At 67.4% G+C, this 26454-nt stretch carries 21 protein-coding genes and 1 pseudogene; 19 read left to right on the top strand and 3 right to left on the bottom strand.

The annotated features are described in order from the left end of the window. Window positions 1-64: 64 nt before the first annotated feature. On the bottom strand, window positions 65-2686 hold the full coding sequence (gene glnD, locus ACW7G3_RS00985) for a [protein-PII] uridylyltransferase (RefSeq protein ID WP_456980661.1): 2622 nt from the start codon (window positions 2684-2686) through the stop codon (window positions 65-67). 5 nt (window positions 2687-2691) lie between these two features. After that, window positions 2692-3471 carry a type I methionyl aminopeptidase gene (map, locus tag ACW7G3_RS00980; RefSeq protein WP_456980660.1) on the bottom strand — a complete coding sequence of 260 codons (780 nt, stop codon included), beginning with the start codon at window positions 3469-3471 and terminating at the stop codon, window positions 2692-2694. A 355-nt stretch (window positions 3472-3826) separates the two neighbouring features. On the opposite strand from map, the gene rpsB reads away from it, so the two are divergent. From rpsB to rnhB, 14 genes and pseudogenes are all read left to right on the top strand, one after another. Next, the gene (gene rpsB / locus ACW7G3_RS00975) at window positions 3827-4702 is read left to right on the top strand and encodes a 30S ribosomal protein S2 (RefSeq protein ID WP_456980659.1); all 876 of its coding nucleotides are present in this window, start codon (window positions 3827-3829) and stop codon (window positions 4700-4702) included. Window positions 4703-4735: 33 nt separating this feature from the next. Beyond that, window positions 4736-5614 carry a translation elongation factor Ts gene (tsf, locus tag ACW7G3_RS00970; RefSeq protein ID WP_456971652.1) on the top strand — a complete coding sequence of 293 codons (879 nt, stop codon included), beginning with the start codon at window positions 4736-4738 and terminating at the stop codon, window positions 5612-5614. Between the two features lie 110 nt (window positions 5615-5724). Then, window positions 5725-6447 (top strand): UMP kinase, encoded by a 723-nt coding sequence (gene pyrH, locus ACW7G3_RS00965; protein ID WP_456980658.1) that lies wholly within the window; start codon window positions 5725-5727, stop codon window positions 6445-6447. A gap of 63 nt (window positions 6448-6510) precedes the next feature. Next, window positions 6511-7068 carry a ribosome recycling factor gene (gene frr, locus ACW7G3_RS00960; RefSeq protein WP_456971648.1) on the top strand — a complete coding sequence of 186 codons (558 nt, stop codon included), beginning with the start codon at window positions 6511-6513 and terminating at the stop codon, window positions 7066-7068. A gap of 24 nt (window positions 7069-7092) precedes the next feature. Beyond that, on the top strand, window positions 7093-7866 hold the full coding sequence (uppS, locus tag ACW7G3_RS00955; protein ID WP_456980657.1) for a polyprenyl diphosphate synthase: 774 nt from the start codon (window positions 7093-7095) through the stop codon (window positions 7864-7866). Then, window positions 7863-8714 (top strand): phosphatidate cytidylyltransferase, encoded by an 852-nt coding sequence (locus ACW7G3_RS00950; protein ID WP_456980656.1) that lies wholly within the window; start codon window positions 7863-7865, stop codon window positions 8712-8714. Before uppS ends, ACW7G3_RS00950 begins: the two co-directional genes overlap by 4 nt. Window positions 8715-8716: 2 nt before the next feature. Continuing rightward, window positions 8717-9910 (top strand): 1-deoxy-D-xylulose-5-phosphate reductoisomerase, encoded by a 1194-nt coding sequence (locus ACW7G3_RS00945; RefSeq protein ID WP_456980655.1) that lies wholly within the window; start codon window positions 8717-8719, stop codon window positions 9908-9910. A gap of 46 nt (window positions 9911-9956) precedes the next feature. Further along, a complete protein-coding gene (gene rseP, locus ACW7G3_RS00940) occupies window positions 9957-11318 on the top strand; it encodes an RIP metalloprotease RseP (protein WP_456980654.1) in 1362 nt (453 codons plus the stop codon). 71 nt (window positions 11319-11389) lie between these two features. Beyond that, complete coding sequence (gene bamA / locus ACW7G3_RS00935) at window positions 11390-13906, top strand: outer membrane protein assembly factor BamA (RefSeq protein WP_456980653.1); 2517 nt, start codon at window positions 11390-11392, stop codon at window positions 13904-13906. Between the two features lie 28 nt (window positions 13907-13934). Continuing rightward, window positions 13935-14969 carry a UDP-3-O-(3-hydroxymyristoyl)glucosamine N-acyltransferase gene (gene lpxD, locus ACW7G3_RS00930; RefSeq protein WP_456971636.1) on the top strand — a complete coding sequence of 345 codons (1035 nt, stop codon included), beginning with the start codon at window positions 13935-13937 and terminating at the stop codon, window positions 14967-14969. After that, a complete protein-coding gene (gene fabZ / locus ACW7G3_RS00925) occupies window positions 14966-15424 on the top strand; it encodes a 3-hydroxyacyl-ACP dehydratase FabZ (RefSeq protein ID WP_456980652.1) in 459 nt (152 codons plus the stop codon). The genes lpxD and fabZ overlap by 4 nt, the downstream gene beginning before the upstream one ends. Window position 15425: 1 nt before the next feature. After that, window positions 15426-16214 (top strand): acyl-ACP--UDP-N-acetylglucosamine O-acyltransferase, encoded by a 789-nt coding sequence (gene lpxA, locus ACW7G3_RS00920; protein ID WP_456980651.1) that lies wholly within the window; start codon window positions 15426-15428, stop codon window positions 16212-16214. Then, window positions 16184-17362, top strand: a pseudogene (gene lpxB, locus ACW7G3_RS00915) (lipid-A-disaccharide synthase); the annotation flags it as partial. The gene lpxA and the pseudogene lpxB, both read left to right, overlap by 31 nt. Next, complete coding sequence (gene rnhB, locus ACW7G3_RS00910; RefSeq protein ID WP_456980650.1) at window positions 17359-17946, top strand: ribonuclease HII; 588 nt, start codon at window positions 17359-17361, stop codon at window positions 17944-17946. The pseudogene lpxB and the gene rnhB, both read left to right, overlap by 4 nt. Here the strand turns inward: rnhB and ACW7G3_RS00905 are convergent. After that, entirely contained in the window at window positions 17921-18550 is a 630-nt protein-coding gene (locus ACW7G3_RS00905) for a winged helix-turn-helix domain-containing protein (RefSeq protein ID WP_456980649.1), read from the bottom strand. The two genes, rnhB and ACW7G3_RS00905, sit on opposite strands and share 26 nt — an antisense overlap. Before the next feature lie 142 nt (window positions 18551-18692). On the opposite strand from ACW7G3_RS00905, the gene ACW7G3_RS00900 reads away from it, so the two are divergent. The 5 genes from ACW7G3_RS00900 (at window position 18693) to ACW7G3_RS00880 (ending at window position 26415) form a co-directional block, all read left to right on the top strand. Continuing rightward, a complete protein-coding gene (locus tag ACW7G3_RS00900) occupies window positions 18693-19340 on the top strand; it encodes a hypothetical protein (RefSeq protein WP_456980648.1) in 648 nt (215 codons plus the stop codon). A gap of 30 nt (window positions 19341-19370) precedes the next feature. Then, window positions 19371-22946 carry a DNA polymerase III subunit alpha gene (gene dnaE, locus ACW7G3_RS00895; RefSeq protein ID WP_456980647.1) on the top strand — a complete coding sequence of 1192 codons (3576 nt, stop codon included), beginning with the start codon at window positions 19371-19373 and terminating at the stop codon, window positions 22944-22946. A 90-nt stretch (window positions 22947-23036) separates the two neighbouring features. Next, the gene (locus ACW7G3_RS00890) at window positions 23037-23996 is read left to right on the top strand and encodes an acetyl-CoA carboxylase carboxyltransferase subunit alpha (protein ID WP_456971626.1); all 960 of its coding nucleotides are present in this window, start codon (window positions 23037-23039) and stop codon (window positions 23994-23996) included. A 10-nt stretch (window positions 23997-24006) separates the two neighbouring features. Continuing rightward, complete coding sequence (tilS, locus tag ACW7G3_RS00885) at window positions 24007-25311, top strand: tRNA lysidine(34) synthetase TilS (protein WP_456980646.1); 1305 nt, start codon at window positions 24007-24009, stop codon at window positions 25309-25311. Between the two features lie 399 nt (window positions 25312-25710). Beyond that, window positions 25711-26415 (top strand): PP2C family protein-serine/threonine phosphatase, encoded by a 705-nt coding sequence (locus ACW7G3_RS00880; RefSeq protein ID WP_456981123.1) that lies wholly within the window; start codon window positions 25711-25713, stop codon window positions 26413-26415. Window positions 26416-26454 lie beyond the last annotated feature (39 nt).

Here is a 26454-nt window from a genome sequence, read left to right as displayed (position 1 = left end):
TCGAGGGGGAAGCCACTCCCGCGGGGCGGGAACGGCAGCTGTGTCGGGGGGCGCCGGACGCAGGTCAGGCGGTGGCGTCTCCATCCAGGCTGGCCAGCAGCGCTTCGCGCAGCGCATGGCGGCGGGCTTCGTCCAGCGGCCGGTTCTGCTCGTCAGTGAGCTTGAACACGTCTTCGACCCGCTCGCCGAAAGTGGCGATGCGGGCGTCATGCACGCGCAGGCGCTGCTCGCGCAGCACGTGGGCTACGCCGGCCAGCAGACCGGGCCGGTCGGTGCAGACGAGGCTGAAGATGGTCTGGCTGCCGTCTGCGGTCTGGTCGAAGGCGATCTGCGGAACGATCCGGAAATGACGCAGGTGGCGCGGCTGGTTGCGCCGCGCGGGGCGCACATCCAGCGAACCGGCCAGCACCGTCGCCAGCTTGCGCTCGATCGCGGCCGGCTCGGGCATGAAGCGCGGATCGGTGGGCAGCACCTGGAACGTATCGAAGATGGTGCCATGCGGACCGTCCAGCGCGCGCGCCTGCTGGATGGCCAGGCCGCAGCGGTCCAGGGTGATGGCAATCGCGGTGAACAGGCCGTCGCGGTCGGGCGAGTGCACGAACACTTCCAGCGCCTGGGCGCCCTCGGCCAGGCGCCGCACCTTGATCACCGTGTCGCCCGGCCGGGTACCGCTCAGCGCCTTCGCCTGCCAGGCGGCCTGGTCCGGACGGCCGCGCAGGAACACCGCCTCCGGCATGCGCTCGAACAACGCATCGGCGCCTTCCATGCCCACGCCGTGCGCGGCCAGCAGCTCGCGGGCGTGGTCACGGGTTTCTGAGATGCGCTCGACGGCCGCCACCGGGTTTTCCAGCCCGCGCCGAAGCGCAAGGCGCGTGGCGGTACGCAGATCGGTCAGCAGCCGATCCTTCCACGCGTTCCACAGCCGCGGCGAGGTGCCGGCGATATCGGCGCAGGTAAGCAGATAGAGATAATCCAGCCGTTCCCGATCGGCCACTTCGGTGGCGAAGGCGTGGATGACCTGGGGATCGGAGATATCCAGCTTCTGCGCGGTGGTGGACATCAGCAGGTGGCGGCGAACCAGCCACTCCACCAGTGAAGCGTCCGCTTCGCCGAGGCCATGACCGAGGCAGAATTCGCGCGCGTCGACCGCGCCCAGCTCCGAATGATCGCCACCGCGGCCCTTGGCGATGTCGTGGAACAGGCCGGCCAGCAGCAGCAGTTCCGGCTTGCGCAGGTGCGGCCAGACCGCGTGTGCGGCGGTGAAGCGCGGGTCCGGCTCTTCCGCCGCAAACCCGGCGATATTGCGCAGCACCGCCAGGGTGTGCTGATCGACGGTGTAGACGTGGAACAGGTCGAACTGCATGCGCCCGGTAACCTGGGCGTATTCCGGGATCCAGGCACCGAGTACGCCCAGCCGTGACAGACGCTCCAGGGTGCGCACCGGCGCAGGCCCGCGCAACAGCTTCAGGAACCGCTTGCGAAGGCCCGTTTCCGCATCGCGCCAGGTGGGCAGCGCGTGCAGGGATTCGGCCAGCGAGCGCTCGGTCTGCGAGTGCAGGCCGCGCACCTCCGGCAGCCCGGCCCAGACCGAGAACAGGTCGAACACCCGGCCCATGTCGTTGCCCGGCCAGACCTCGTCCCGGGCGGCCAGGTAACCGCGGCGGGTGGCGAACTCGTCGTCCAGCACCACCAGCTCGCCCTCGCCTTCCAGATGCTCCTCGAAGCGCTGGATCAGCCGTTCGCTGATCCGCAGCACCACCGCCGCGCTGCGGTAGAACTGCTGCATCATCTTTTCGACCAGCGCGTTATCGGCCTCATCCACGTGCGCCAGTCGCGCCGCCAGTGCTTTCTGGTGGTCGAAGCGCAGCCGCTCCTCGGCCTTGCCGGAGACCAGATGCAGGCCGAAACGCAGCCGTGACAGCGTGCGTCGCTCGCGCTCCAGGGTGGCGTGTTCGTCCACGCCCAGCAGGCCCAGGGTGATCAGCTGCTCCATGCTGTGCGCATCCAGCACCCGCCGCGCCAGCCAGCGCAGCGTCTGCACATCGCGCAGGCCGCCAGGGCCATCCTTGAGGTTGGGCTCGAGGTTGTCGGCGGTGTCGCCGTAGCGGGCGTGGCGGCTTCGCTGCTCGGCCAGTTTGCCCGCGTAGTAGTCGGCCGCCGGCCAGGTGCGTTCGATCGAGATCGCATCGTTCAGCCGCCGCACTTCGACCAGGTTGGCCAGTAGCGGGCGCGCTTCCTGCAGCGAGGTCTGCACGGTGATGTCGGTGGCCGCCATGCCGGTGCACTCTTCCGCACTGCGCACCGCGTGTCCTACCGGCAGGCCGGCGTCCCAAAGCAGCGCAAACAGGCGCGCCAGCTCTTCACGACAATCCATCGGCGAGCCGTCTTCGACCAGCGCAAGCAGATCGATATCCGATCCCGGGAACAGCTCCCCGCGGCCGTAACCGCCCACCGCGAACAGCGCCAGCGGCGCTTCGGCCGGGATGCAGCGGGCCCAGGCCTGGCGCACGTAGGCATCCACGGCGTTGACCCGCCCGGCCAGCAGGCGGTCGATGTCTTCACCGGCGTCGAAGCGGTGAGCCAGCTCCGCATCATGCTCGGCCAGCGAGGCGCGTGCCTCGGCGGCCCAGGCGGCGTCATCCACCTGCCTGCCGCCATTGCCCGTGTTCGCAGGCGCGGCGGTCATCACCGTCAGAGGAAGGCTTCGTTGTCGTCGCCGGGGATGCGGGTGAGCACATCCACCCCGTCCGCGGTCACCGCCACCATGTGCTCCCACTGGGCGGAGAGCTTGCGGTCCTTGGTCACCACCGTCCAGCCGTCGGGCAGCAGCCGGGTATGGCGCTTGCCCTCGTTGATCATCGGCTCGATGGTGAAGGTCATGCCTTCCTTCAGCACCAGGCCCTCGCCCGGGTTGCCGTAGTGCAGCACCTGCGGATCGTCGTGGTACACCTTGCCGATGCCGTGGCCGCAGTATTCGCGCACCACCGAGAACCGCTCGGCCTCGGCCACCTGCTGGATGGCGTGGCCCACGTCGCCCAGGGTCGCGCCCGGACGCACCGCGTGGATGCCGGCAAACATCGCCTTGCGGGTGGTATCCACCAGCCGGCGCGCCATCACCGAAGGCTCGCCTACGTAATACATGCGGCTGGTGTCACCGTGCCAGCCGTCCTTGATCACGGTGACATCGATATTGATGATGTCGCCTTCCTTGAGCACCTTCGGCCCGGGGATCCCGTGACAGATCACGTTGTTGGCCGAAATGCACGTGGCCTTCGGATAGCCGCGGTAGCCGACGTTGGCAGGCGTGGTGCCCTGAACGTTGACGATGTGCTCGTGGCAGATGCGGTCCAGCTCCTCGGTGCTTACACCGGGCTTCACGTGGGGCGCGATCATCTGCAGCACCTCGGCCGCCAGGCGGCCGGCCACGCGCATCTTCTCGATTTCTTCGGGGGTCTTGAGGTTGATGGTCATCTGGACATTATCGCCGATCACGGAGCCCGTCTGGCAGGGGTGCCGTTCCAGGGCCTCCAGCGCCCCCAGCCGGCTCCCCATGCCTTCGGCCCCCGGGCCCGGGAAAGATTGCGCGAGGCGCCTTTTCCGCTATAATTGACCGCTGGATTGTGCTTTATGGACAATTCCGCCCACGCCGGGCGTCACCGGTGAATACACACCCGCTGCAAACCCCCGTGCCGGGGTGCCCTCACTGGAGGGTTCGGACACGGAGGCAGCGGGGAGGCCCAACCCCGGAACCTTTCGCCCGCCCTGCGGGCGGACCGCCCATTCCCCACAGCCGCGGCGGCCCGGTTCCCCATCAGGAGTTCAAGCAATGCCCCAGATCACCATGCGCCAGATGCTGGAGGCCGGCGTTCACTTCGGCCACCAGACCCGCTACTGGAACCCCAAGATGGCTCCGTACATCTTTGGCGCCCGCGGCAAGATCCACATCATCAACCTCGAAAAGACCATGCCGCTGTTCAGCGACGCGATGAACTTCATCTCGTCGATCGCCCAGAAGCGCGGCATCGTGCTGTTCGTGGGCACCAAACGCAGCGCCCGCGAAGCCATCAAGGAAGAAGCCGAGCGTTGCGGCATGCCGTTCATGACCCAGCGCTGGCTCGGCGGCACGCTGACCAACTTCGTCACCGTGAAGAAGTCGGTCGCCCGCCTGAAGGAGCTGGAAGCGTTCGAGACCGACGGCACCTTCGAGAAGCTGGTCAAGCACGAAGTGCTGGCCCTGCGCCGCGAGCGCGACAAGCTGGAAGCCTCGCTGGGCGGCATCCAGGACATGCCGCGCCTGCCGGACGCGCTGTTCGTGATCGACATCGGCCACGAGAGCATCGCCATCAGCGAAGCGCGCAAGCTGGGCATCCCGGTGATTGCCGTGGTTGACACCAACTACGATCCGTCGCTGGTGGACTACGCCATCCCGGGCAACGACGACGCCATCCGCGCCGTGCAGCTGTACGGCCGCGCCGCCGCCGACGCAGTGCTGGAAGGCAAGGCCGCCGCGCCGAGCGCCGCCAGCGTGCGCGAAGAGGAATTCACCGAAGCCGCTGCACCGGCAAAGAAGGCCCCGAAGAAGAAGACCGCTGCCGCTGAAGAGGCACCGGCGGAAGAGTCCACCAAGGAAGAGGCCGCACCGGCGGAGCAGCCTGTAGAAGCCAAGGCTGAAGCCGAAGCTGAAGCTCCCAAGGCCGAATAAGCGCCCTACTCCACCCATTTTCAGAGGACCCCCATGGAAATCACCGCATCACTGGTCAAGGAACTGCGCGAACGCACCGGCGCCGGCATGATGGAGTGCAAGAAGGCGCTCACCGAAACCAATGGCGACATCGACGCCGCGGCCGAAGCCCTGCGCAAGTCGGGCCTGGCCGCTGCTGACAAGAAGGCCAGCCGCGTGGCTGCCGAAGGCCGCATCGCCACCGCCCAGGAGGGCGGCAAGGCGGCGCTGGTCGAGATCAACTGCGAAACCGACTTCGTGGCCAAGGACGAGAACTTCCTCGCCTTCGCCGATGCCGTGGCCAAGGCCGCGCTGTCGGTCGACGGCGATGACGTTGAAGCCCTGAAGGACGTCAAGCTGGCGTCGGGCCAGACGGTCGAGGAAGCCCGTGCCTCGCTGATCGCCAAGATCGGCGAGAACGTCCAGGTGCGTCGCATTGCCCGCGTCGAGAGCAGCAACAACGTGGCCACCTACGTGCACGGCGGCCGCATTGGCGTCGTGGTCGAAGTCCAGGGCGGCGATGCCGATCTGGCCCGCGGCCTGGCCATGCACGTTGCCGCGATGAACCCCCCGCACAACAAGGCCGCCGACGTTCCCGCATCCTTCATCGAGAAGGAAAAGGAAATCGAGATGGCCAAGATGTCGGACAAGGACCGCGCCAAGCCGGCCGAGATCCTGGAAAAGATCATCAGCGGCAAGATCAACAAGATCGTCAACGAAGTCACCCTGTACGGCCAGCCGTACGTGCTGGACACCAACGTGACGGTTGAAAAGGCCCTCAAGGCCGCTGGCGCCGACGTGATCGGCTTCCAGCGCCTGGAAGTTGGCGAAGGCATCGAGAAGGTGGTGGAAGACTACGCCGCCGAAGTGATGAAGCAGGCAGGCCTGGCCTGATCCAACGCTGTAAACGCTGTACCCGAAGGGCCGCGCACTCCGCGGCCCTTTTTGTTGTCCCACACGATAGAATCTTCGCGTTTGCCTGCCCCCGCCCCGGAGTACACCTCATGTCCCAACTCGCCTTTCGCCGTGTCCTGCTCAAACTTTCCGGCGAGGCCCTGATGGGAGACGAGGATTACGGGATCGATCCCAAGGTCATCGGCCGCCTCGCCCGCGAGGTCATGGAAGTGCAGCAGGCCGGTGCCGAAATCGCACTGGTGATCGGCGGAGGCAACATCTTCCGCGGCGCGGGCCTGGCCGCCAGCGGCATGGACCGGGTCACGGGCGATCACATGGGCATGCTGGCCACGGTCATCAACGCCCTGGCCATGCAGGACGCGCTTGAACAGCTCGGCGGCAGCGTCCGCGTGATGAGCGCCCTCAAGGTCAATGACATCTGCGAGGACTACATCCGCCGCCGCGCCATCCGCCACCTGGAAAAAGGCCGGATCGCGATCTTCGCCGCCGGTACCGGCAACCCGTTCTTCACCACCGACTCCGGTGCCGCGCTGCGCGCGATCGAGATCGGTGCCGACCTGCTGCTCAAGGCCACCAAGGTGGATGGCGTGTACGACGCCGACCCGGCCAAACACCCCGACGCCAAGCGCTTCGACACCCTCACCTACGACGAGGTGCTGGCCCGCGACCTGCAGGTGATGGACACCGCCGCCTTCGCCCTGTGCCGCGACAGCGACATGCCGCTGCGCATCTTCGACATGGGCCAGCCCGGCCAGCTGCTGCGCATTCTCAAGGGCGAACAGATCGGCACGCTGGTGAAGGGCCGCAGCTGAAGCCCTTCGCACCCCTGCTGCAGCTATAATCCGGCGGTTACCCGTCACGAGATGGAGCCGTCGATGCTCAACGAAATCAAGAAAGATGCGCAGACTCGCATGAACAAGAGCATCGAGTCGCTGCGCCACGATCTGTCCAAGATCCGTACTGGCCGCGCCTCAACCGCCCTGCTCGACCAGCTGAAGGTCAATTACTACGGCTCGGACATGCCGCTGTCGCAGGTGGCTACCGTCGCCGTCAGCGATGCCCGCACCCTGACCATCACCCCTTGGGAAAAGCAGATGGTCGGCCCGGTGGAAAAGGCGATCCTGGCCTCCGACCTGGGCCTTAACCCGAACACCTCCGGCACCACCATTCGCATCAACCTGCCCGCGCTGACCGAAGAGCGCCGTCGCGAGCTGGCCAAGGTGGTGAACAACGAAGGCGAGAACTCGAAGATCGCGATCCGCAACGTCCGCCGCGATGCCAACCAGCAGACCAAGGACCTGCTGAAGGAAAAGGAGATCAGCGAGGACGACGAGCGCCGCAGCGAGGAAGAGATCCAGAAGATCACCGATCAGGCGATCAAGGGCGTGGACGAAGTCGTCAAGGCGAAGGAAGAGGAACTGATGGCGGTCTGAGTGGTTGTCGAAACCACTGTGTCCATGCAGGTTCCCAATCCTCCCGCAGTCCCCAGCCACGTCGCCATCATCATGGATGGCAATGGCCGCTGGGCCGCACGTCGCCGGCGGCCGCGAATGATCGGCCACCGCGCCGGCGCGCGCGCAGTCAACGTGTGCATCGACTTCTGCCTGGAGCACGGCATCCGGGCGCTGACCCTGTTCGCGTTTTCCAGCGAGAACTGGGGCCGGCCCGCGGAAGAGGTCGGCGCGCTGATGAAGCTGTTCCTCAACGCGCTGGAACGCGAGGTCATCGAGCTGGAGCGGCGCGGGGTGCAAGTGCGCTTCATCGGCGAGCGCACCCGATTCAACGCCGCCATCCAGCAGCGCATGCAGGAAGCTGAAGCGCGCACCGCCCACAACCATCGCCTGCACCTGAATGTGGCTGCGAGCTATGGCGGACGCCAGGACATCGCCGCTGCCGCCCGCTCCCTGGCCGAGGATGTGGCTGCCGGTCGCCTGCAGCCCGGACAGATCGACGAAGCCGCCATCGGCGCGCGCATGTCACTGGCTGACCTGCCGCCCCCTGACCTGTTCATCCGCACCGGCGGCGAGCTGCGGGTCAGCAACTTCCTGCTCTGGCAGCTGGCATATACCGAGCTGTGGTTCACCGACACCTTGTGGCCTGATTTCGACGCTGCCACCCTGCAGCAGGCGCTGGACGACTACGCGGCGCGCGAGCGGCGCTACGGCCTGACCGCCGAGCAGATCGTCGCCAGGCAGGCCCTACCCGATACGAAGGACGCTTCTTCCGCATGACCAGGACCCGTGTAATCGCCGCCCTCGTGATGGCGCCGCTGGCAATCGCCGCAGTCCTGCTGCTGCCCACCCAGTGGCTGGTGGCATTGGCGGCCGTTGCCCTGCTGGGCGGGCTGTGGGAATGGCTGCGCCTGGCCGGGGTGGATGACGGGATTGCCCGCGGCACCCTGCTGATCGCCAACCTGCTGCTGATCCTGGCCCTGGTCTGGGCCTCGGCCAGCGATCCCAATGGCTCGATGGTGCTGCTCAAGCTGTTCTGCGTGGCCGCGGTCATCGGCTGGCTGCTGGTGGCGATCTGGCTTCGCCATCCCGGGTTTGCCTCTGCGCCGGATGCGCGCTCGCGGGTCATCAAGCTGGCCGCCGGCACCCTGGTCATGGTGCCGGCCTGGTGTGCGGTTGGGCTGATCCACGCCGACGAGCCGAACGGCAACCGCTGGCTGCTGCTTGCGCTGGCGATTGTCTGGGCGGCCGATACCGGCGCCTACTTCGCCGGCCGGAGCTTCGGCGGCAAGGTCTTCAAGGACCGCCGGCTGGCGCCACACATCAGTCCCAACAAGACCATCGAAGGCCTGATCGGCGGCCTGGTGCTGGCGGTGCTGACGGGCGTGGTGTTCGCCCCGCTGGCCGGCGCTTCCACCGGCCAACTGCCGGCCGTGGCCCTGGTGGCCCTGTTGGCGGCCGGGTTCTCGGTAGTCGGTGACCTGTTCGAAAGCCTGCTCAAGCGCCATGCGGGGGTGAAGGATTCCGGGAACCTGATTCCCGGCCACGGCGGCCTGCTTGATCGCATGGACGGTGTGCTGGCAGCACTTCCGGTCTTTGCCGTGGGCCAGATCTGGCTGGGATTCTGAGCATGACGATGGCCAGTTTCCGCTCAATCGCCGTGCTTGGCGCCACCGGCTCGATCGGTGCTTCCGCCCTGGACGTGATCGCCCGGCATCCGCAGCGGATGCGAGCTTCGATACTGGCCGCGGGCAGCAACGTGGACGCGCTGGTGGCACTGTGCGTTGAGCATCGCCCTGACCACGCGGTGATCGCGGATACGGCCCGCTTTGACGCCCTGAGAGATGGCCTGAGCGCCGCTGGGCTCTCCACCGTTGCCCACGCGGGCGGCCAGGCGCTTTCCGACCTGGTCGCCAGCGACGCCTGTGACACCGTGGTGGCCGCGATTGTTGGCGCCGCCGGGCTGGATTCCACCCTGGCAGCCGCAAGGGCCGGCAAGCGCCTGCTGCTGGCCAACAAGGAATCCCTGGTGCTGGCTGGCGAGCTGGTGATGGCCGCCGCGCGCGAAGCCGGTGCCAGCGTGATTCCCATCGACAGCGAACACAGCGCTATTTTCCAGTGCCTGCCCGATGGGCGGATGCATCCGGGCGTGCGCGCGATCACCCTCACCGCTTCGGGCGGGCCGTTCCGCGGCCGCAGCCGGGCCGAGCTGGAAAGGGTTACGCCGGAGCAGGCCATCGCTCATCCCAAGTGGTCGATGGGCCCGAAGATTTCGGTGGACTCGGCCACGCTGATGAACAAGGGCCTGGAATTGATCGAGGCCCACCATCTGTTCGGCCTGCCGGCAGAGCGCATGGACGTGCTGGTGCACCCGCAGAGTCTGGTCCACGCGCTGGTGGAGTTCGACGACGGCTCCACCCTGGCGCAGATGGGTCTGCCGGATATGCGCACCGCGCTGGCGGTGGGCCTGGCCTGGCCGGAACGGATCGATTCAGGCGTCGGCAGGCTGGACCTGCTGGCCCAGGGCAAACTGGAATTCGAAGCGCCGGACGAGGCCACGTTCCCGTGCCTGGGCCTGGCCCGGCAGGCTCTGGAGAGCGGGGGCACCGCGCCGGCCACTCTCAATGCGGCCAATGAGGTTGCGGTATCGGCCTTCCTGGAGCGCAGGATCGGTTTCCTCGACATCGCCGCAGTGGTCACCGATGCGCTGACGGCGCTGCCCCGCGCACCGGCAGCCTCGCTGGAGGCCCTGCGCAATGCCGATGAACAGGCGCGCCGGGTCGCACACGCCGCCCTGCCCCGGTACGCTCCACCCTCGCCATGATCATTTCCCCCTCCAGCCACCCTGCTGAACGCGTGACTCCCCGCCCATGACTTCATTTTTCGGCTCCGTCTGGTGGCTGATCGTCAGCCTGGGCGTACTCGTGACCTTCCACGAGTTCGGCCATTACTGGGTCGCCCGGCGCAACGGGGTCAAGGTGCTGCGTTTTTCCATTGGCTTCGGCAGGCCGCTGTGGTCACGCCGCGGCCGCGACGGCACCGAATACGTGATCGCCGCCATCCCGCTGGGCGGCTACGTGAAGATGCTGGACGAGCGCGAGACGCCCGTTCCTGAAGAGGAAGCTTCGCAGGCGTTCAACCGCAAGTCGGTGTGGCAGCGCATTGCCATCGTCATTGCAGGCCCGGCGGCCAACCTGATCCTGTGCGTCGTCCTGCTGTGGGCGATGTTCGTGGTCGGCCGGCCCGACTACATGCCCGTGGCCGGCGTGGCCCAGGGGCTGGCCGCTGAAGCCGGCCTGGAGCGTGGCGACAGCATCCAGAGCGTGGGTGGGCGCCAGACGCCGACCTGGAACGAGGTGCAGCTCGCCCTGCTGCCCGCGGCGCTGGACCGCAGCGACGTGCAGCTGGAAGTGATCGACACCCATGGCAACCAGCGCACCCGCATTCTGCCCCTGTCACGCCTGCCGGCCGACATGGACGACCGCCACCTGCTGCCGTCGATCGGCCTGCTGCCCCGGCATCTGCTGCTGCCCGCGGTCATCGGCGGGATCCAGCCGGGTTCGCCAGCCGAGGGACTGCTGGTCGAAGGCGACCGCATTACCGCATTCGACTCGCACCGGATCGAAACCTTCGAGCAGATCGGCCCGCTGGTCCAGGAACTGGGCGCGCAGGGCGGAAGCGCGATGGTGGAGGTTGAGCGCGAAGGCGAGCGGTTGGCGCTGGAGCTGACGCCTGAGCTGATGGAGGACCCGGAGCGCGGTGATTTCTGGGCGCTGGGCATCCATTCCGACCGCGGCCAGGTCCCGCCCAAGGACGCCATGCAGCGCTACGGCCCTGTCGCAGCGGTGCCGGCGGCGCTGCGCGAGACCGCGCACCTGACCGGCCAGCTGGTGGGTATGCTCGGGCGCGCGTTCAGCGGCCGGGTCGCGATCGAGAACACCGTGGCCGGGCCGATCACCATCGCCCGGGCCACCAACGCCTACGCCAGCCAGGGCGTGGCGTGGTACCTGACCATCCTTGCCCTGCTGTCGCTGAGCCTGGCCATCCTCAACCTGCTGCCGATCCCACTGCTGGATGGCGGCCACCTCCTGTATTACCTTATCGAGTTGGTCAAGGGCAGCCCGTTAAGCGATCGTGCCATGGTCGCCGGGCAGTATGTTGGGCTCGCGCTGCTTGCCAGCCTGATGGGACTGGCGTTCTACAACGACATCCTGCAACTGGTCCAACGCTGACTTTCCTCCATTCAACGCCAACGCCGCGCCATCCAGGCAGCTGCGAGGCGCATTCAAGACGGACGTAATAGATGACGCGAAATCCCAGCCGCCACCTGCTCGCCCTCGCCCTTGCGGCGGCGATCGTGTCCCCTGCCGGGGCCCAGCAGACAGCAGAAGCGCCGCCATCCGTCCAAAGCCCGGCGGCCGGTGCATTCATTGCCAGCGACATCCGCGTGGATGGCCTGCAGCGCATCGGCGCCGGTACGGTATTCACCTACCTGCCGATTGAACGCGGCGACCAGGTCGACCAGACCCGCGTGGGCGAAGCCATCCGCGCGCTCTACCGCACCGGCTTCTTCGAGGACGTGCGCATGGGCCGCCAGGGCGACATCCTGGTGATCACGGTCACCGAACGTCCGGCAATCAACCGCCTGACCCTGACCGGCAACAAGGACATCAAGACCGAAGACCTGATGCAGGGCCTGTCCGAAATCGGCCTGGCCGAAGGCGACACCTTCGACCGCCTGGCCCTGGACCGGGTGACCCAGGAGCTGACCCGCCAGTACAACAACCGCGGCAAGTACAACGTCCAGGTCACGCCCACGGTGTCGAACCTGGACCGCAACCGGGTGGACGTGACGATCAACGTCGACGAAGGTTCCGCGGCCAAGATCCGCCACATCAATATCGTCGGCAACGAGACCTACGACCAGGACACCCTGCGCGAAAACTGGGAGTCCGGCACCAGCAACTGGCTGAGCTGGTACCGCCGTGACGACCAGTATTCGCGTGAAAAGCTGGATGGTGACCGCGAGAAACTGCACAACTTCTATCTCGACCGCGGCCACCTGGACTTCAGCGAAGACAGCATCGAAGTGGCGATCAGCCCCGATCGCCAGGACATGTACATCACCTCCGGCATCACCGAGGGCGAGGTGTACACCGTGTCCGAAGTGGAAGTGGTCGGCGATACCGTCCTGCCGAAGGAAGATATCGAGTCGCGCCTGTTCATCCGCGAGGGACAGACCTTCTCGCGCGCACTGCTGGAGCTGAGCTCGGACGCGATCATCGCCACCCTGAGCAACATCGGCTACGCCTTCGCCCAGGTGAATCCGATCCCCGAGGTCAACCGCGAGGAGCGCACCGCCAAGATCGCCATGCAGGTGGTCCCGGGTCCGCGGGTGAACGTGCGCCGGATCGTATTCCGCGGCAACACCCGCACCTCCGATGAAGTCCTGCGCCGTGAGATGCGCCAGTTCGAAGGTTCCTGGTACTCGCAGGCAGCCATCGACCGTTCGCGCATCCGCCTGCAGCGCCTGGGCTTCTTTGAATCGGGCAGCGTCAGCGTGGAAACCGAACCGGTGCCGGGCAGCCCGGACGAGGTCGACGTGGTCTTCAGCGTGGCCGAAACCGCCTCGGGCAGCTTCGTGTTCGGCCTGGGGTATTCGCAGCTCGCCGGCGTGACCACCTCGATCCAGCTGTCGCAGAACAACTTCCTGGGCCGCGGCAACCGGGTCTCGATCGAGGCCAGCCGCAACCTGTACCTGCAGCGCTACGCGTTCTCCTACGTCAACCCCTACTTCACCGATGAGGGGCTGTCGATGGGCTACAACCTGTGGTGGCGCGAATTCGACAACTCCGAGTTCAACACCGCCCAGTACTCGTCCACCAGCGCCGCCGGCCAGGTGTTCTTCGGCGTGCCGATCACCGAGCACGACAGCTTCTCGCTGCTGTTCGGCCTGGACCGCAACGAGATCTTTACCTGGCGCGGTGCCACCCCGGATTCGATCGTCGACTACGTCGACGCGTTCGGTTCGCGCACCTTCCACGCCTGGCGTACCGAGGTGGGCTGGGCCCGCGACACGCGCAACGATTTCCTGCAGCCCACGCGCGGTACCTACCAGCGCGTAGCCGCGGAAATCACCCTGCCCGGCTCGACCGCCGAGTACTACAAGCTCAGCTATGAATTCTCCAAATACTGGCCGCTCAGTCGCGCCCTGGTGCTGAACACCCGCGCCGAAGTCGGCTACGGCGACAGCTACGGCAGCGATGTGACGCGCGATGTGTGTTACATCCCGGCGCCGGCCCCGACCCAGGACAATCCGTGGCCGCAGCCGCCGCCGCCAACCGATCCGTGTACGCCTGATGCGGACGATTACCTGCGCACGATCAGCGCCAGCGGCCTGCCGTTCTACGAGAATTTCTACGCCGGTGGTACCCGTTCGGTCCGCGGCTTCCGTGACAACACCCTGGGCCCGCGCGAGTCGGTGGCCGGAAGCAATTTCCTGCAGCCCCTGGGCGGTGCGCTGAAGACCGTCGGTTCGCTGGAGATGTACTTCCCCACCCTGCTCGATTCCCCGGCGGCGCGGATTTCCGCGTTCGTCGACTTCGGCAACGTGTACACCGATCTTGATGCCTTCGAGGCCAAGGACTTCCGTGTCTCGGCAGGTGTCGCGCTGATGTGGCGCGCACCGGTAGGCCCGATTTCGATCAGCTATGCCTATCCGCTGCGCAAGCAGGACGATGTGTTCGGTGGCGCTGGCGACCTGATCCGCCGCGGCGACGAGGTCGAACGCCTGCAGTTCACCTTCGGTGGCGCGTTCTGATATCGCGCCGCCGTACGCAGGAGCAAGCATGGGCAAGCAGGGATACACGGCGGCGGAGATTGCCGCGCATACCGGGCTGGAACTTCGTGGAGACGACCGTGGGGACGACGCTGTCCGCATCGAGGGGGTCGCCTCGCTTGGTGCTGCGCAGCCGCACCAGCTGAGCTTCCTGGCCAATCCGCGCTATCGCGCGCAGCTCGAGCACAGCCGGGCCGGCGTGGTGATCCTGCAGCCGGAGCAGGCGGAGTCCTTCGCCGGCACCGCGCTGCTGGCGGCCGACCCGTACGTGGCCTATGCGCGCGCCGCGGCGCTGTTCGAGCTGCGTGAAGCAACGGACCCCGGCGTCCATCCGACCGCCGTGGTGGATCCGTCCGCCAAGGTGGATCCGGGCGCCCACATCGGGCCGCACAGCTTTATTGGCGCGCGCACCACAATCGGGCCTGGCGCCGTGATCGGTCCCGGCTGCGTGGTGGGCGAGGACTGCGAAGTCGGCGCCGGCACGGAGCTGGTGGCGCGGGTCAGCCTGGTCAGGCGGGTGCGCATCGGTGCCCGCTGCGTGGTCCACCCCGGCGCCGTGATCGGCGCCGACGGCTTCGGCCTGGCCATGGAACAGGGCCAGTGGATCAAGGTGCCGCAGCTGGGCGGGGTGCGGATTGGCGACGACTGCGAGATCGGTGCCAATACCACCATCGACCGCGGCGCCATCGACGACACCGTGCTGGAAGACAACGTGCGCCTGGACAACCTGATCCAGATCGCCCACAACGTGCACGTGGGTGCACACACGGCGATGGCCGGCTGCGTGGGCGTGGCGGGCAGCACCAGGATCGGTCGTTACTGCATGCTGGCCGGCCAGGTCGGCGTGGCCGGGCATCTGGAAATCTGCGACCGGGTCACGGTGATGGCCAAGAGCATGATCTCGCATTCAATCACTGAACCAGGCGAGTATGCTTCGGGGATACCGGCGACTCCGGCGCGTGAGTGGCGACGTACTGCGGTACGCATCCGCCAGCTCGACACGCTTGCACAGCGCATCGCCGCCATTGAAAAGGGAAAAGAATGACCAAGGCTCCACCATCGCTGCCTTTGGACAGCAACGCCATCCGCAAGCTGCTGCCGCACCGCTACCCGTTCCTGCTGGTTGACAGGGTGGTGGAAGTGGAGCCGGGCCGCAGGGTGCTGTGCTTCAAGAACGTGAGCAGCAATGAAGGTTTTTTCCAGGGTCACTTCCCCAACCACCCGGTCATGCCAGGCGTGCTGGTGATCGAGGCCTTGGCCCAGGCCGGCGGGTTGCTGAGCCATCTCAGCCGCGACGAACTCGTCACCGATCGCATTTCCTACCTGGTGAAGGTGGACAAGGCCCGGTTCACCCACATGGTGGTCCCGGGCGACCGGCTGGATCTTGAAGTGGAGATCCGCCGCGAGATCCGCAACATGACCCTGTACGCCGGCACCGCCAGCGTGGACGGCCGCGAAGTCGCCTGCGCCGAGATCCTCTGTGCGGAGGTCGAGGCCTGACATGTCCGTTGCGGTACAGGTGCATCCGGCCGCCAGCGTGGATCCGTCCGCAAAGCTGGGGACCGGGGTTGAGGTGGGTGCCTTCACTCTGATCGGGCCGGAGGTCGAGATCGGCGACGGCACCCGCATCGGCTCGCACTGCAGCATCCTTGGCCCTACCCGGATCGGACGTGAGAACGTTTTCCACGGCCACGTGGCGATCGGCGGCGACCCCCAGGACAAGAAGTTCGCCGGGGAGACGGTGCGGCTGGAGATCGGCGATCGCAACGTGATCCGCGAATTTGCCACCATCAATCGGGGCACCGGCGGTGGCGGAGGCGTGACCCGGGTGGGCGATGACAACTGGCTGCTGGCCTACACCCACATTGCCCACGACTGCATCGTGGGCAGCCACTGCGTGTTCTCCAACAACGCCACCCTCGCCGGCCACGTTGAAATTGGCGATCACGTGATCCTCAGCGGGTTCGTCGGAGTCCACCAGTTCTGCCGGGTGGGCATGCATGCCTTCATCGGCATGGGCGCCTTCATCAACGGTGACGTGCCGCCATTCGTGATGGTGGCCCAGGAAGGTTACGGACGGCCACGCGGTATCAACAGCGAAGGCCTGAAGCGGCGCGGGTTTGATTCCGACCGCACCGCCGCGATCAAGCGCGCCTACCGCGCCCTGTACATGTCGGGCAGCGACCTGGCTCAGGCCCGAACCCGCCTGTCCGAGATGGCTGGCGAAAGCGAGGATGTGCGCGCGATGTTTGAGTTCATCGAGTCCGGCCAGCGCGCCCTGCTGCGATGAAGGCGCGTTTCGCCCTGGTGGCGGGCGAAGCCTCGGGCGACCTGCTGGGCGCGGGGCTGATTGCCGAGCTCTCGCAACGGTTTCCGGATGCCCTGTTTGCCGGCGTCGGCGGCGACGCCATGCGTCGTGCCGGTCTGGACGCCTGGCACGATTCGTCCGAACTGGCGGTCATGGGCCTGAGCGAGGTGCTCTCGCATCTGCCGCGCCTGCTGTCCCTGCGTCGCAGCCTGCACCGGCGGATGCGCACCTGGCAGCCGGACGCATTCATCGGCATCGATGCACCTGATTTCAACCTCGGCCTTGAGCGCCGCCTCAAGCGTGACGGGCTGCGGACCGCGCACTACGTCAGCCCTTCGATCTGGGCCTGGCGCAGGGGTCGCGCACGCACGATCGGGCGCAGCGCCGACCGGGTGCTGTGCCTGTTTCCGATGGAGCCGGAAATCTATGCCGCGCACGGGGTGGACGCGCGTTTCGTGGGCCATCCGATGGCCGATGAAATGCCCCTCAACCCGGATCGTCGCGCCGCCCGCCAGCGGTTGGGACTGGCCGGCGAAGGAACCGTGCTGGCGGTGTTGCCGGGCTCCCGCCTGGGCGAAGTCGAACGCCTGGGCGAGGTGTTCCTGCAGGCAGCCGCCCTGGTCGCCGCCCAGGTCCCGGGCCTGCGGATCGTGATCCCGGCCGCCAATCCCGGTTGCCGGCAGGCGCTGGAGGCGCAGGTGGCCGCGGCGAAGCTGCCCCCCGGTGCGGTCCTGCTGCTGGACGGGCAGGCCCGCGAAGCGATGGTGGCCGCGGACGTGGTGCTGCTGGCCTCCGGCACGGCCACGCTGGAAGCCATGCTGGCCAAGCGGCCGATGGTGGTGGGCTACCGGGTGGCCCGCGGCACCCAGGTGCTGGTGCGCGCCACCGGCCTGCTCAAGACCGACCGCTTTTCCCTGCCGAATGTACTGGCCGGCGAGACCCTGGTGCCCGAGCTGATCCAGGAGGACTGCACGCCGGACAAGCTCGCCGGGGCCGTACTGGCCTGGCTGCGTGATCCGGCCGCGGTGGCGGCGCTGGAGCCGCGCTTCCGCGAGATCCACATGACCCTGCGCCGCGACGCTTCAGCGCGCGCGGCGGACGTGATCGAAGCCCTGGTGGCACGCCGATGAGCCTGCTGGTGGCCGGCGTGGACGAGGCGGGGCGCGGGCCACTGGCCGGCCCGGTCGTGGTGGCAGCGGTGATCCTGCGCCCGGACCACGGCATGGAAGGTCTGGATGACTCCAAGCGACTGTCCGAGAAGCGCCGGGAAGCGCTGTATCCGCAGATTCTGGAATCCGCGCTGGCGTGGCGCGTCGAGTTCGTGGACATCGACGAAATCGACACGCTCAACATCCTCCAGGCCACCCTTATCGGCATGTGTCGGGCCCTGCGCGCACTCTCCCCTGCGGCCCAGCTGGCTCGCATCGATGGCAACCAGCTGCCCCGCGACCTGCCCTGCCCGGCCGAGGCGGTGATTGGGGGCGATGCGCTGGAGCCATCGATCATGGCGGCGTCGATCCTGGCCAAGGTGTCCCGGGACCGGGCCATGCGCAAATTGCACGAGCAGTTTCCGCAGTACGGCTTTGACCGGCACAAGGGTTATCCCAGCCCCCAGCACCTGGCCGCGCTGCTGGCGCACGGCCCCTGTCCGCATCACCGGCGCAGCTACGCGCCCGTACAGCTTTCACTCATGCCGGATCTTTCGACCCGCTAGCCTTCCCGGGACCTTCACGCTGTGCAGGCTCTCCAGCGCGGACGCCTCTTCCACGCCTGCCCGCGTCCGTAGCCCGCCGCCCTCCGCTGCCGATACCCCACAGCACAAGCACCGCGCTCACGACCGCCAGGGCGGCGCCTGCGACCGCGAGCACCACCAGCGTCCCCGGTGACGGCACGGGGAAGTCCGTGCGTCGCCTCCGCCTGCGTCGGCGCGGGGGCGGAGTCGGCAGTCCGTCCAGCTCCAGCTCTGGCTCCAACTCCTGCTCCAGCGTGCCGATGAAGGCGTAACCCAACGCGTGGTGGGTCTGGATATAGCGCGGATGGTGGCTGTCATCGCCCAGAGCCGTGCGCAAGCGGACGATCGCACGGGTCAGCACGCCCGGCGTCACGCTCCGGTGCCCCCACACCTGATCCAGCAGGTCATCGTGCGACACCAGCTGCCCCGGGCGCTGCAGTAAGGCCAGCAGCACGCCGAAAGACTTCGGCTCCAGTTGCTGCGACACGCCCCCCCGGCGCAGGCTGTGCGCCGCCGCGTCCACTTCAACATCGTCGAAACGGAACTGCCCCCGACAGTCCCCTGTACCGCTTGGAAGGGGCGCCATTTGTTCTGGTCCTCGCAGCATCAGCGTTCCATCGGCTTTTGGTCATCCGATGTTCCGGGTTACTTCATGACCTAACGCAAGACAAGGACGAATCTGGCCATGCACCGCAACCCGCGGCGCCCCTGTCAGAGCGAGGCATGTCATGAACACCGCATTTGCCAGCCCGTCCCTGCTCCAGGCCGCGCGCTCCGCCGGAATGCCCGACCGCCCCCACCGGCGCCATCGGGTGGGCCCGTACAGCCTCCAGGCGCGCTCCTTGATGGCTTTCAACCACCTGCTGGACCAGCTTCACGAGGCTCCGCTGGATGACGACCGGATTGCATCGCTGGGGCGCCTGCTCAGTCCCGACGTGGCCACTGTCGTCGCCCCCCCGGAGATCCGCAGCCGCCTACGCGACGGTGCCGCGATCCGACTGATGCTTGGTGACGCCAGCTGGGACCCGGCGGATCCGCCGGTCGTCGCCGCCCGCCTGGTGTCCGCCTATCTTCGCGACCATGACGACCTGATCCCTGACCATCTGCCGGTGCTGGGCCGGCTCGATGACGCATTGCTGGTGGAAGCGGCGTGGCCCGGCGTGGATGCCGAGGTGCATGACTACCTCGACTACCGTCGACTGCGCCGGCTGGAAGCCGAGCTGCGCGGATGCAGCTGGGCTGTTTTCTGCTTCACCCGAAGCGATTGGGAACAGGCCCGCCAGGCAGAAACCGGCCTGCTCCGCCACTTGCGCGACGTGGGCAGCCGGAGCTACCTGTCTTCCAGCAACGGTTACGGTCGCTTCCGGCTGAACTGAGGACGCAACCGCAGCCCGTTGCAGGCGGTGATGTCAACCCTTGTCGACATCGGCCCGGACACCTACGCTGACCGGGCCGTGTCAGTCCGCTTTGTCCATCTCCACCTGCACAGCGAGTATTCGCTGGTTGATTCGACGATCCGCATTCCGGAGCTCGTCGAGCGTTGTGCTGCGCTGGGACAACCCGCTGTCGCAGTCACCGATCGCAACAATCTGTTCTCGCTGGTGGAGTTCCATTCCAGGGCGGAAGCCGCTGGCGTCAAGCCGATCGCCGGCGCCGATGTGATGGTGGCCAGCGGCACCGAGCCCGCATGGCCGGTGACCCTGCTGTGCCGCAGCCGGGAAGGCTATCTCAACCTGTCACGCCTGCTCAGCCGCGGCTGGCTGGAAGGTCACCGCCATGACGGCGTGATCGTACGGCCGGAGTGGCTGCTGGAGCAGACCGGAGACCTGTTTGCACTGGTCGGCCGCCACAGCGAGGCCGGGCGCCTGGCCGCCGCCGGCAAGCATGATTCCGCTCTTGAGTGGCTCGGCGAATGGCAGCAGGCCTTCGACGACCGCCTGCACCTGGAGCTGACCCGCACCGGGCGCGAGGGCGAGGAGCCGTTCAACGATTTCGCCCTGCACGCGGCCAGCGACCGCGGCCTGCCGATCATCGCCTCCAACGATGTGCGCTTCCTGGACGCCAACGGCTTCGATGCGCACGAGGCGCGCAGCTGCATCGCCACCGGCCGCGTGCTGGACGATCCGCGCCGCCCGCGCAACTACAGTCCGGAGCAGTACCTGAAGTCGGCCGATGAAATGGCCGAGCTGTTCGCCGACCTGCCGGACGCGCTGGACAACACGGTGACCCTGGCCCAGCGCTGCAACTTCGAGCTGAGCCTGGGCAAGTACTACCTGCCAGCCTTCCCGGTGCCGGACGATCACACCCTGGAAAGCTGGATGCGCAGCCAGGCGCGCGAAGGGCTGGACCAGCGGCTGGCCAGCAATCCGATGGCCGAAGGTCACACCCGGGAGACGTATCTCGAGCGCCTGGACATCGAGCTGGGCGTCATCATCGAGATGGGCTTCCCCGGCTACTTCCTGATCGTGGCCGACTTCATCAACTGGGCCAAGGAACAGGGCATCCCGGTGGGTCCGGGCCGTGGTTCGGGCGCCGGCTCGCTGGTGGCCTGGGCGCTGGGCATCACCGATCTGGACCCGCTGCCCTACGACCTGCTGTTCGAACGCTTCCTCAACCCGGAACGCGTGTCGATGCCGGACTTCGACATCGACTTCTGCATGGACCGGCGCGACGAGGTGATCGATTACGTCGCCCGCAAGTACGGCCGCGACCGGGTCAGCCAGATCATCACCTACGGCACCATGGCCGCCAAGGCGGTGGTGCGCGACGTGGGCCGCGTGCTGGGCTACCCGTACGGCATGGTCGACGGCATCGCCAAGCTGGTGCCGATGACCCTGGGCGTGTCGCTGTCGGACGCGCTGGGCCGCACCGACAAGGGCCGCAAGGACGAGAACTGGCGTTCTGACGAACTGATTGCGCGCTACAACGACGAGGAGGACATACGCGACCTGCTCGACCTGGCGCTGCAGCTGGAAAACCTGACCCGCAACGCCGGCAAGCACGCCGGCGGCGTGGTGATCGCGCCGCGGCCGCTGAGCGACTTCTGCCCGCTGTTCGCCGAACACGACGAAGACGGACGCGGCAAGAACCCGGTTACCCAGTTCGACAAGGACGACGTGGAAGCGGTGGGCCTGGTGAAGTTCGACTTCCTGGGCCTGCGCACGCTGACCATCATCGACTGGGCGGTGAAGGCGATCAACGCCCGTCGCGAGGCCGCAGGCGAAGAGCTGCTGGACATCTCGACCCTGCCGCTGGACGACGCGCCGACCTACGAGCTGTTCGCCCGCGGCGGCACGGTGGCGGTATTCCAGTTCGAGTCGCGCGGCATGCGCGAGCTGCTCAAACGCGCCCAGCCCGACCGGTTCGAGGACATCATCGCGCTGGCGGCGCTGTTCCGCCCCGGTCCGCTGAACTCGGGGATGGACAAGGACTGGGTCGACCGCAAGCACGGCAATGCCGAGGTCACCTATCCGCACCCCGCGCTGGAGCCGGTGCTCAGCCCCACCTACGGGGTGATCGTGTACCAGGAACAGGTGATGCAGATCGCCCAGGTCCTGGCCGGCTATTCGCTGGGCGGCGCCGACCTGCTGCGCCGCGCGATGGGCAAGAAGAACGCCACGGAGATGGCCAAGGAGCGCGCCAAGTTCGAGGCCGGCTCCGCCGCCAACGGCGTCGACCCGAAGGTCGCCACCTCGATCTTCGACCTGATGGAGCAGTTCGCCGAATACGGCTTCAACAAGTCGCACTCGGCGGCCTACGCGCTGGTCGCCTATCAGACCGCATGGCTGAAGGTGCACTACCCGGCCGAATTCATGGCCGCGGTGCTGTCTTCGGACATGGACAACACGGAAAAGGTGGTGGGCTTCCTGGAAGAGGCACGCGCACTGGGACTGGAGACGCTGCCACCCGACGTCAACGCCTCCGCCCACATGTTCGAGGCCATCGACGCCAGGACCATCCGCTACGGCCTGGGCGCGGTGAAGGGCGTGGGCCGGGGCGTGTGCGAGGCCATCGCCGCCGCGCGCTCTGGCGGTGAGCCATTCCGCGACATGCTGGATTTCTGCACCCGCGTGGATGCAGGCCGGCTCAACCGCCGCACCCTGGAAGCGCTGTCCCTGTCAGGGGCCCTGGATGCGCTGGACAGCAACCGCGCCTCGCTGATGCTGCAGGTGCCCGAAGCGCTCAAGGCCACCGAGCAGCTGGCACGCGAACGCAGTGCGGGCCAGGTATCGCTGTTTGGCGGCGGCGGAGACGACCACGCGCCGGCGCTGGAAATCAATCTGCCCCAAGCTGAGCCCTGGCCGCTGGGCCAGGTGCTCGCTGGCGAGCGCGACACCCTGGGCCACTACCTGAGTGGGCACCCGGTTGATCCGCACCGCGAAGAGCTGGAGGCGCTGGTCGGTACCGACCTGGGCAAGCTGGATGCGCTGTGGGCCACGCGTCCGGAAGGCCGCGGCGGCTGGCGGCCGGAAGTCACCGTGGTGGTGGCCGGTCTGGTCACCGGCATGCGCAAGCGCGGTGATTCGCAGGCCTTTGTGCAGATCGAAGACGGCCGCGGCCGCCTGGAGTGCGCGTTCTTCTCCGAAGCGCTGCAGGAATACGCATCCTTGCTGACCCGCGACCGCATCCTGATCGTGGAGGGCGGGCTGCGCGAGGACGAATTCAGCGGAGGGTTCTCGCTGCGTGCCCAGCGCTGCTGGGATTTCCAGCAGATATGCCCGCAGATTTCCCGCCGCCTGGCGCTGCGCCTGGATCTGCGTGTGGCGGGGGTGCTCGACCGGCTGGAGAAGCTGCTCCAGCCCCAGCGTCCAGGCCAGACCCCGCTGCGCTGCGAGGTGCTGCTGGCCAGCGGTGCCTGCGGCGTGATCGACCTGAACGGCGAATCCAGCGTGCGCGTTGAAACCGACCTGCTAGGACAGCTGCGCGCTGATCCGGGCGTACGCGCAGTCCGCGTGGCCCTGGACCGGCCGTGGGTCGATTGAGCCCGTCGCTGCACGGCACACACGCCACGGTACGGTGTCGCGACACCCGGTCGGATAGACTGTTGCGATCGTTTTACGGCCCGGTTACAGATGAATCCGAACTACCTCGATTTCGAACAGCCCATCGCCGACCTGGAAAGCAAAATCCAGGAACTGCGCCAAGCCAGCACCGGTCCGGAGGTCAACATCGACTCCGAGCTGCGCACCCTGCAGGACAAGCTGCGCCGTCGCACTGCGCAGATCTTCCGCGACCTGAATCCATGGCAGGTGTCCCAGCTGGCACGTCATCCCGCTCGGCCCTACACCAGCGATTACATCCGCGTGATGTGCGATGAATTCGAAGAGCTGGCCGGCGACCGCGCCTATGCCGATGACCCGGCGATCATCGGCGGACTGGGCCGGATCGACGGCCGCCCGGTGATGATCATCGGCCATGAAAAAGGCCGCGACACCCGCGCCAAGGTGCGCCGCAACTTCGGCATGCCGCGCCCCGAGGGCTACCGCAAGGCGCTGCGTCTGATGAAGATGGCGGAACGCTTCAAGCTGCCGCTGCTGACCTTCATCGACACCCCGGGCGCCTATCCCGGCATCGGCGCGGAAGAGCGCGGCCAGTCCGAGGCCATTGCCCGCAACCTGATCGAGATGGCCGAACTGTCGGTGCCGATCCTGTGCACCGTGATTGGTGAAGGCGGCTCCGGCGGTGCCCTGGCGATTGGCGTTGGCGACCGCACCCTGATGCTGGAATACAGCACCTACTCGGTGATCTCACCCGAGGGTTGCGCCTCGATCCTGTGGAAAGACGCCGACAAGAAGCGCGAGGCCGCCGAACAGCTGGGTCTGACCGCAAAGCGTCTGCTCGGGCTGGGACTGGTGGACAAGGTGGTACGCGAACCGATTGGCGGCGCCCACCGCAACCCCGGCCAGACTGCCATCCGGCTCAAGGCGGTGCTGCTCAACCAGCTGGATGAGCTGGAAGCGTTTCCGGCCGCCCAGCTGCTGGAGCGGCGCTACCAGCGCCTGCGCGGCTACGGCGCCTACGAGGGGCGCTGAGCACACGCCCATGCTGCCGCCCCCACCCGTCGCCGGCCCGGTTCTGGTGGGTTACAGCGGCGGCATGGATTCCACGGTGCTGCTGCACCTGCTGGCCGCTGACAGCGCCACCCGGGCCCGGGGGCTGCGTGCGATCCATGTGCACCACGGCCTGCAGGCCCAGGCCGATGACTGGGCGGACCACTGCCGCGCAACCTGCGCAGCGCTTGATCTGCCTCTGACCATTGCCCGGGTCACGGTTGACCGCAACTCCGGCCAAGGCCTGGAAGCCGCCGCCCGCCAGGCCCGTTACCAGGCGTTCGAGGCCGCACTTGGCGAGGGTGGCATCCTCGCCCTGGCGCATCATCGCGATGATCAGGCCGAAACCTTCCTGCTGCGCGCCCTGCGCGGCTCCGGCGTGGAGGGCCTGCGAGCCATGCCCGCGTGGCGCAGGATCGGCCGCGGCTGGCTGTGGCGCCCGCTGCTTGAACATCCCCAGGCACAGTTGCTCGACTACGCCCGCGCCCACCGTTTGCACTGGGCGGACGACCCCAGCAACGCTGCCGGCGACCACGATCGCAACCATCTGCGCCTGCATGTGCTGCCCCTGCTGCGCCAGCGCTGGCCCCACGCCGCTGCCGCCCTGGCCCGCAGCGCAACGCTCGCGGGGGAGGCGGCAAGCCTGTTGGCCGGGGAAGACCAGGCAGGCCTGTCGGAGGTTTCCACCGCCGATCCCCAGGTGATCGGGGCCGACGCCCTGCTGCGCCACCCGCGCGAACGACGCGCCCGCATCCTGCGCGCCTGGCTGGCGCTGCTCGAACTCCCTCCCCTGCCGGCGGAAGGCGTGGCCCACCTGGAATCGGATCTGCTGTCAGCGCGCGCCGACGCCACGCCGGCCTTCGCCTGGTCAGGTGCGCGGATCCGGCGCTGGCGCAATCTGCTGCACGCCAGTGCGGACAACCGTGCCCTGCCCACCGACTACCTGGTGTGGTGGGACGGCCTTGAACCGCTGCACCTTCCCACCGGTGATCTCCTGCGCCTGGAGCGGATCGCTTCCGGCAGCGATCCTCGGGGAGAACCCTGGCAGATGCAGGTCCACGCCCGCCAGGGCGGCGAGCGCATCGTCCTGCCCGGCCGCAACCACTCGCACGCGCTCAAGCACGTGCTGCAGGAACTGGAGGTCGCGCCCTGGGTGCGCGAGCGCCTGCCCCTGCTTTCAGCAAAAGACGGCAGCCTACTGGCCGCCGCCGATGTGGCGCTTTCCAGCAGCTTCAAACAACAGCTTGGCCACGCCGGACTGCGGCTCACCTGGCAGCGCCAAGCCCTCAGCGGTTGAGCCGCACGCGCTGGATGTCCTGCCCTGCCCCGTTTTACGTATGTTCCAGTAGAGGGCCGACACAGGCTCCTGCCGCCCACAGGCGTTCCACTCCTTGTACATGGCCAGGATCGGCCGGACGGGCCACGATACCCGGGTGCCTCTCCGCCCGGAGCATCGCGGCGCAACTTCCACCCGCAACCGGCCGCCCGCATGAATGATCGGTATCCGCTACCCGAAGCCGCAACGGCCTCCAAGGCTCCCCGCGGCCCTCACTCTGCTAAGTTATCCAACCCTTCCGCAGCACCCGGGTTGTCAGTGGCAGACGCCGATACAGCAGACACCGCGGCCGATGTCCGCCCCACGCCGCCTCCAGCGGCCGATGCAGCCTTCGAATCATTCATGGATCCGGGCAACCCCATGGTCGAGTTCGGCCACCTGACGCACGTAGGCCTGCGCAGGGATCTGAATGAGGACACCTATTACGGTGACAGCGACCTGGGCCTGTGGCTGGTGGCCGATGGCATGGGCGGGCATGAATATGGCGAGGTTGCCAGCGCGCTGGCACGTGAAACCATCGTGCGCGAGATCCGCCAGGGCACACCACTGGAACAGGCGATCCGGATCGCGGATGAGGAGATCATCCGCGCTTCCCGCCAGCGTCACGACACCCTGCCCATGGGCACCACCGTGGTAGCTGCGCGGGTGCGCCAGAACCGCTTTGAAGTTGCCTGGGTGGGCGACAGTCGCGTGTACCTGTGGCACGGCGGCCGGCTGACCCAGCTCTCCCAGGACCACAGCTACGTCCAGGAACTGATCAGGCAGGGCACCATCAGCGTGGACCAGGCCCGGGACCACCCGCACCGGAACGTGGTGACCCAGGCCCTGGGCATCACCGACCCGAAGGCGCTGAACGTGGAAACCATGACCGGGGAATTTCTGCCTGGCATGCAGCTGCTGCTGTGCAGCGACGGCCTGACCGAAGAAGTGGACGATGCCAGCATTGCCCGAGTGCTGTCACACACCGAATGCAGCGCCCAGGAATGCGTTGACGGGCTGGTCGCAGCTGCCCTGGACAACGGCGGGTCGGACAATGTGACCGTGGTGCTGGTGCGGCGCAGCTGAGCGACGCACCCGGCCCGCCAGCACCTGGCCAGCGAGACC

The sequence above is a fragment of the Luteimonas sp. A478 genome (genome assembly GCF_054052025.1).
The sequence above is the reverse complement of the archived record's forward strand: the minus strand, read 5'-3'. Positions and strand labels throughout refer to the sequence as shown.

Bases quoted from the DNA above. Each gene is read 5' to 3' on its own strand.
- ACW7G3_RS00890 (WP_456971626.1), top strand. From the start codon at position 23,037: ATGAATCCGAACTACCTCGATTTCGAACAGCCCATCGCCGACCTGGAA.
- pyrH (WP_456980658.1), top strand. From the start codon at position 5,725: ATGTCCCAACTCGCCTTTCGCCGTGTCCTGCTCAAACTTTCCGGCGAG.
- rseP (WP_456980654.1), top strand. From the start codon at position 9,957: ATGACTTCATTTTTCGGCTCCGTCTGGTGGCTGATCGTCAGCCTGGGC.
- ACW7G3_RS00900 (WP_456980648.1), top strand. From the start codon at position 18,693: ATGAACACCGCATTTGCCAGCCCGTCCCTGCTCCAGGCCGCGCGCTCC.
- ACW7G3_RS00945 (WP_456980655.1), top strand. From the start codon at position 8,717: ATGACGATGGCCAGTTTCCGCTCAATCGCCGTGCTTGGCGCCACCGGC.
- lpxD (WP_456971636.1), top strand. From the start codon at position 13,935: ATGGGCAAGCAGGGATACACGGCGGCGGAGATTGCCGCGCATACCGGG.
- lpxA (WP_456980651.1), top strand. From the start codon at position 15,426: ATGTCCGTTGCGGTACAGGTGCATCCGGCCGCCAGCGTGGATCCGTCC.
- fabZ (WP_456980652.1), top strand. From the start codon at position 14,966: ATGACCAAGGCTCCACCATCGCTGCCTTTGGACAGCAACGCCATCCGC.
- frr (WP_456971648.1), top strand. From the start codon at position 6,511: ATGCTCAACGAAATCAAGAAAGATGCGCAGACTCGCATGAACAAGAGC.
- uppS (WP_456980657.1), top strand. From the start codon at position 7,093: ATGCAGGTTCCCAATCCTCCCGCAGTCCCCAGCCACGTCGCCATCATC.
- glnD (WP_456980661.1), bottom strand. From the start codon at position 2,686: ATGACCGCCGCGCCTGCGAACACGGGCAATGGCGGCAGGCAGGTGGAT.
- rpsB (WP_456980659.1), top strand. From the start codon at position 3,827: ATGCCCCAGATCACCATGCGCCAGATGCTGGAGGCCGGCGTTCACTTC.
- ACW7G3_RS00905 (WP_456980649.1), bottom strand. From the start codon at position 18,550: ATGGCGCCCCTTCCAAGCGGTACAGGGGACTGTCGGGGGCAGTTCCGT.
- ACW7G3_RS00880 (WP_456981123.1), top strand. From the start codon at position 25,711: ATGGTCGAGTTCGGCCACCTGACGCACGTAGGCCTGCGCAGGGATCTG.
- ACW7G3_RS00950 (WP_456980656.1), top strand. From the start codon at position 7,863: ATGACCAGGACCCGTGTAATCGCCGCCCTCGTGATGGCGCCGCTGGCA.
- bamA (WP_456980653.1), top strand. From the start codon at position 11,390: ATGACGCGAAATCCCAGCCGCCACCTGCTCGCCCTCGCCCTTGCGGCG.
- dnaE (WP_456980647.1), top strand. From the start codon at position 19,371: ATGTCAACCCTTGTCGACATCGGCCCGGACACCTACGCTGACCGGGCC.
- tsf (WP_456971652.1), top strand. From the start codon at position 4,736: ATGGAAATCACCGCATCACTGGTCAAGGAACTGCGCGAACGCACCGGC.
- tilS (WP_456980646.1), top strand. From the start codon at position 24,007: ATGCTGCCGCCCCCACCCGTCGCCGGCCCGGTTCTGGTGGGTTACAGC.
- rnhB (WP_456980650.1), top strand. From the start codon at position 17,359: ATGAGCCTGCTGGTGGCCGGCGTGGACGAGGCGGGGCGCGGGCCACTG.
- map (WP_456980660.1), bottom strand. From the start codon at position 3,471: ATGACCATCAACCTCAAGACCCCCGAAGAAATCGAGAAGATGCGCGTG.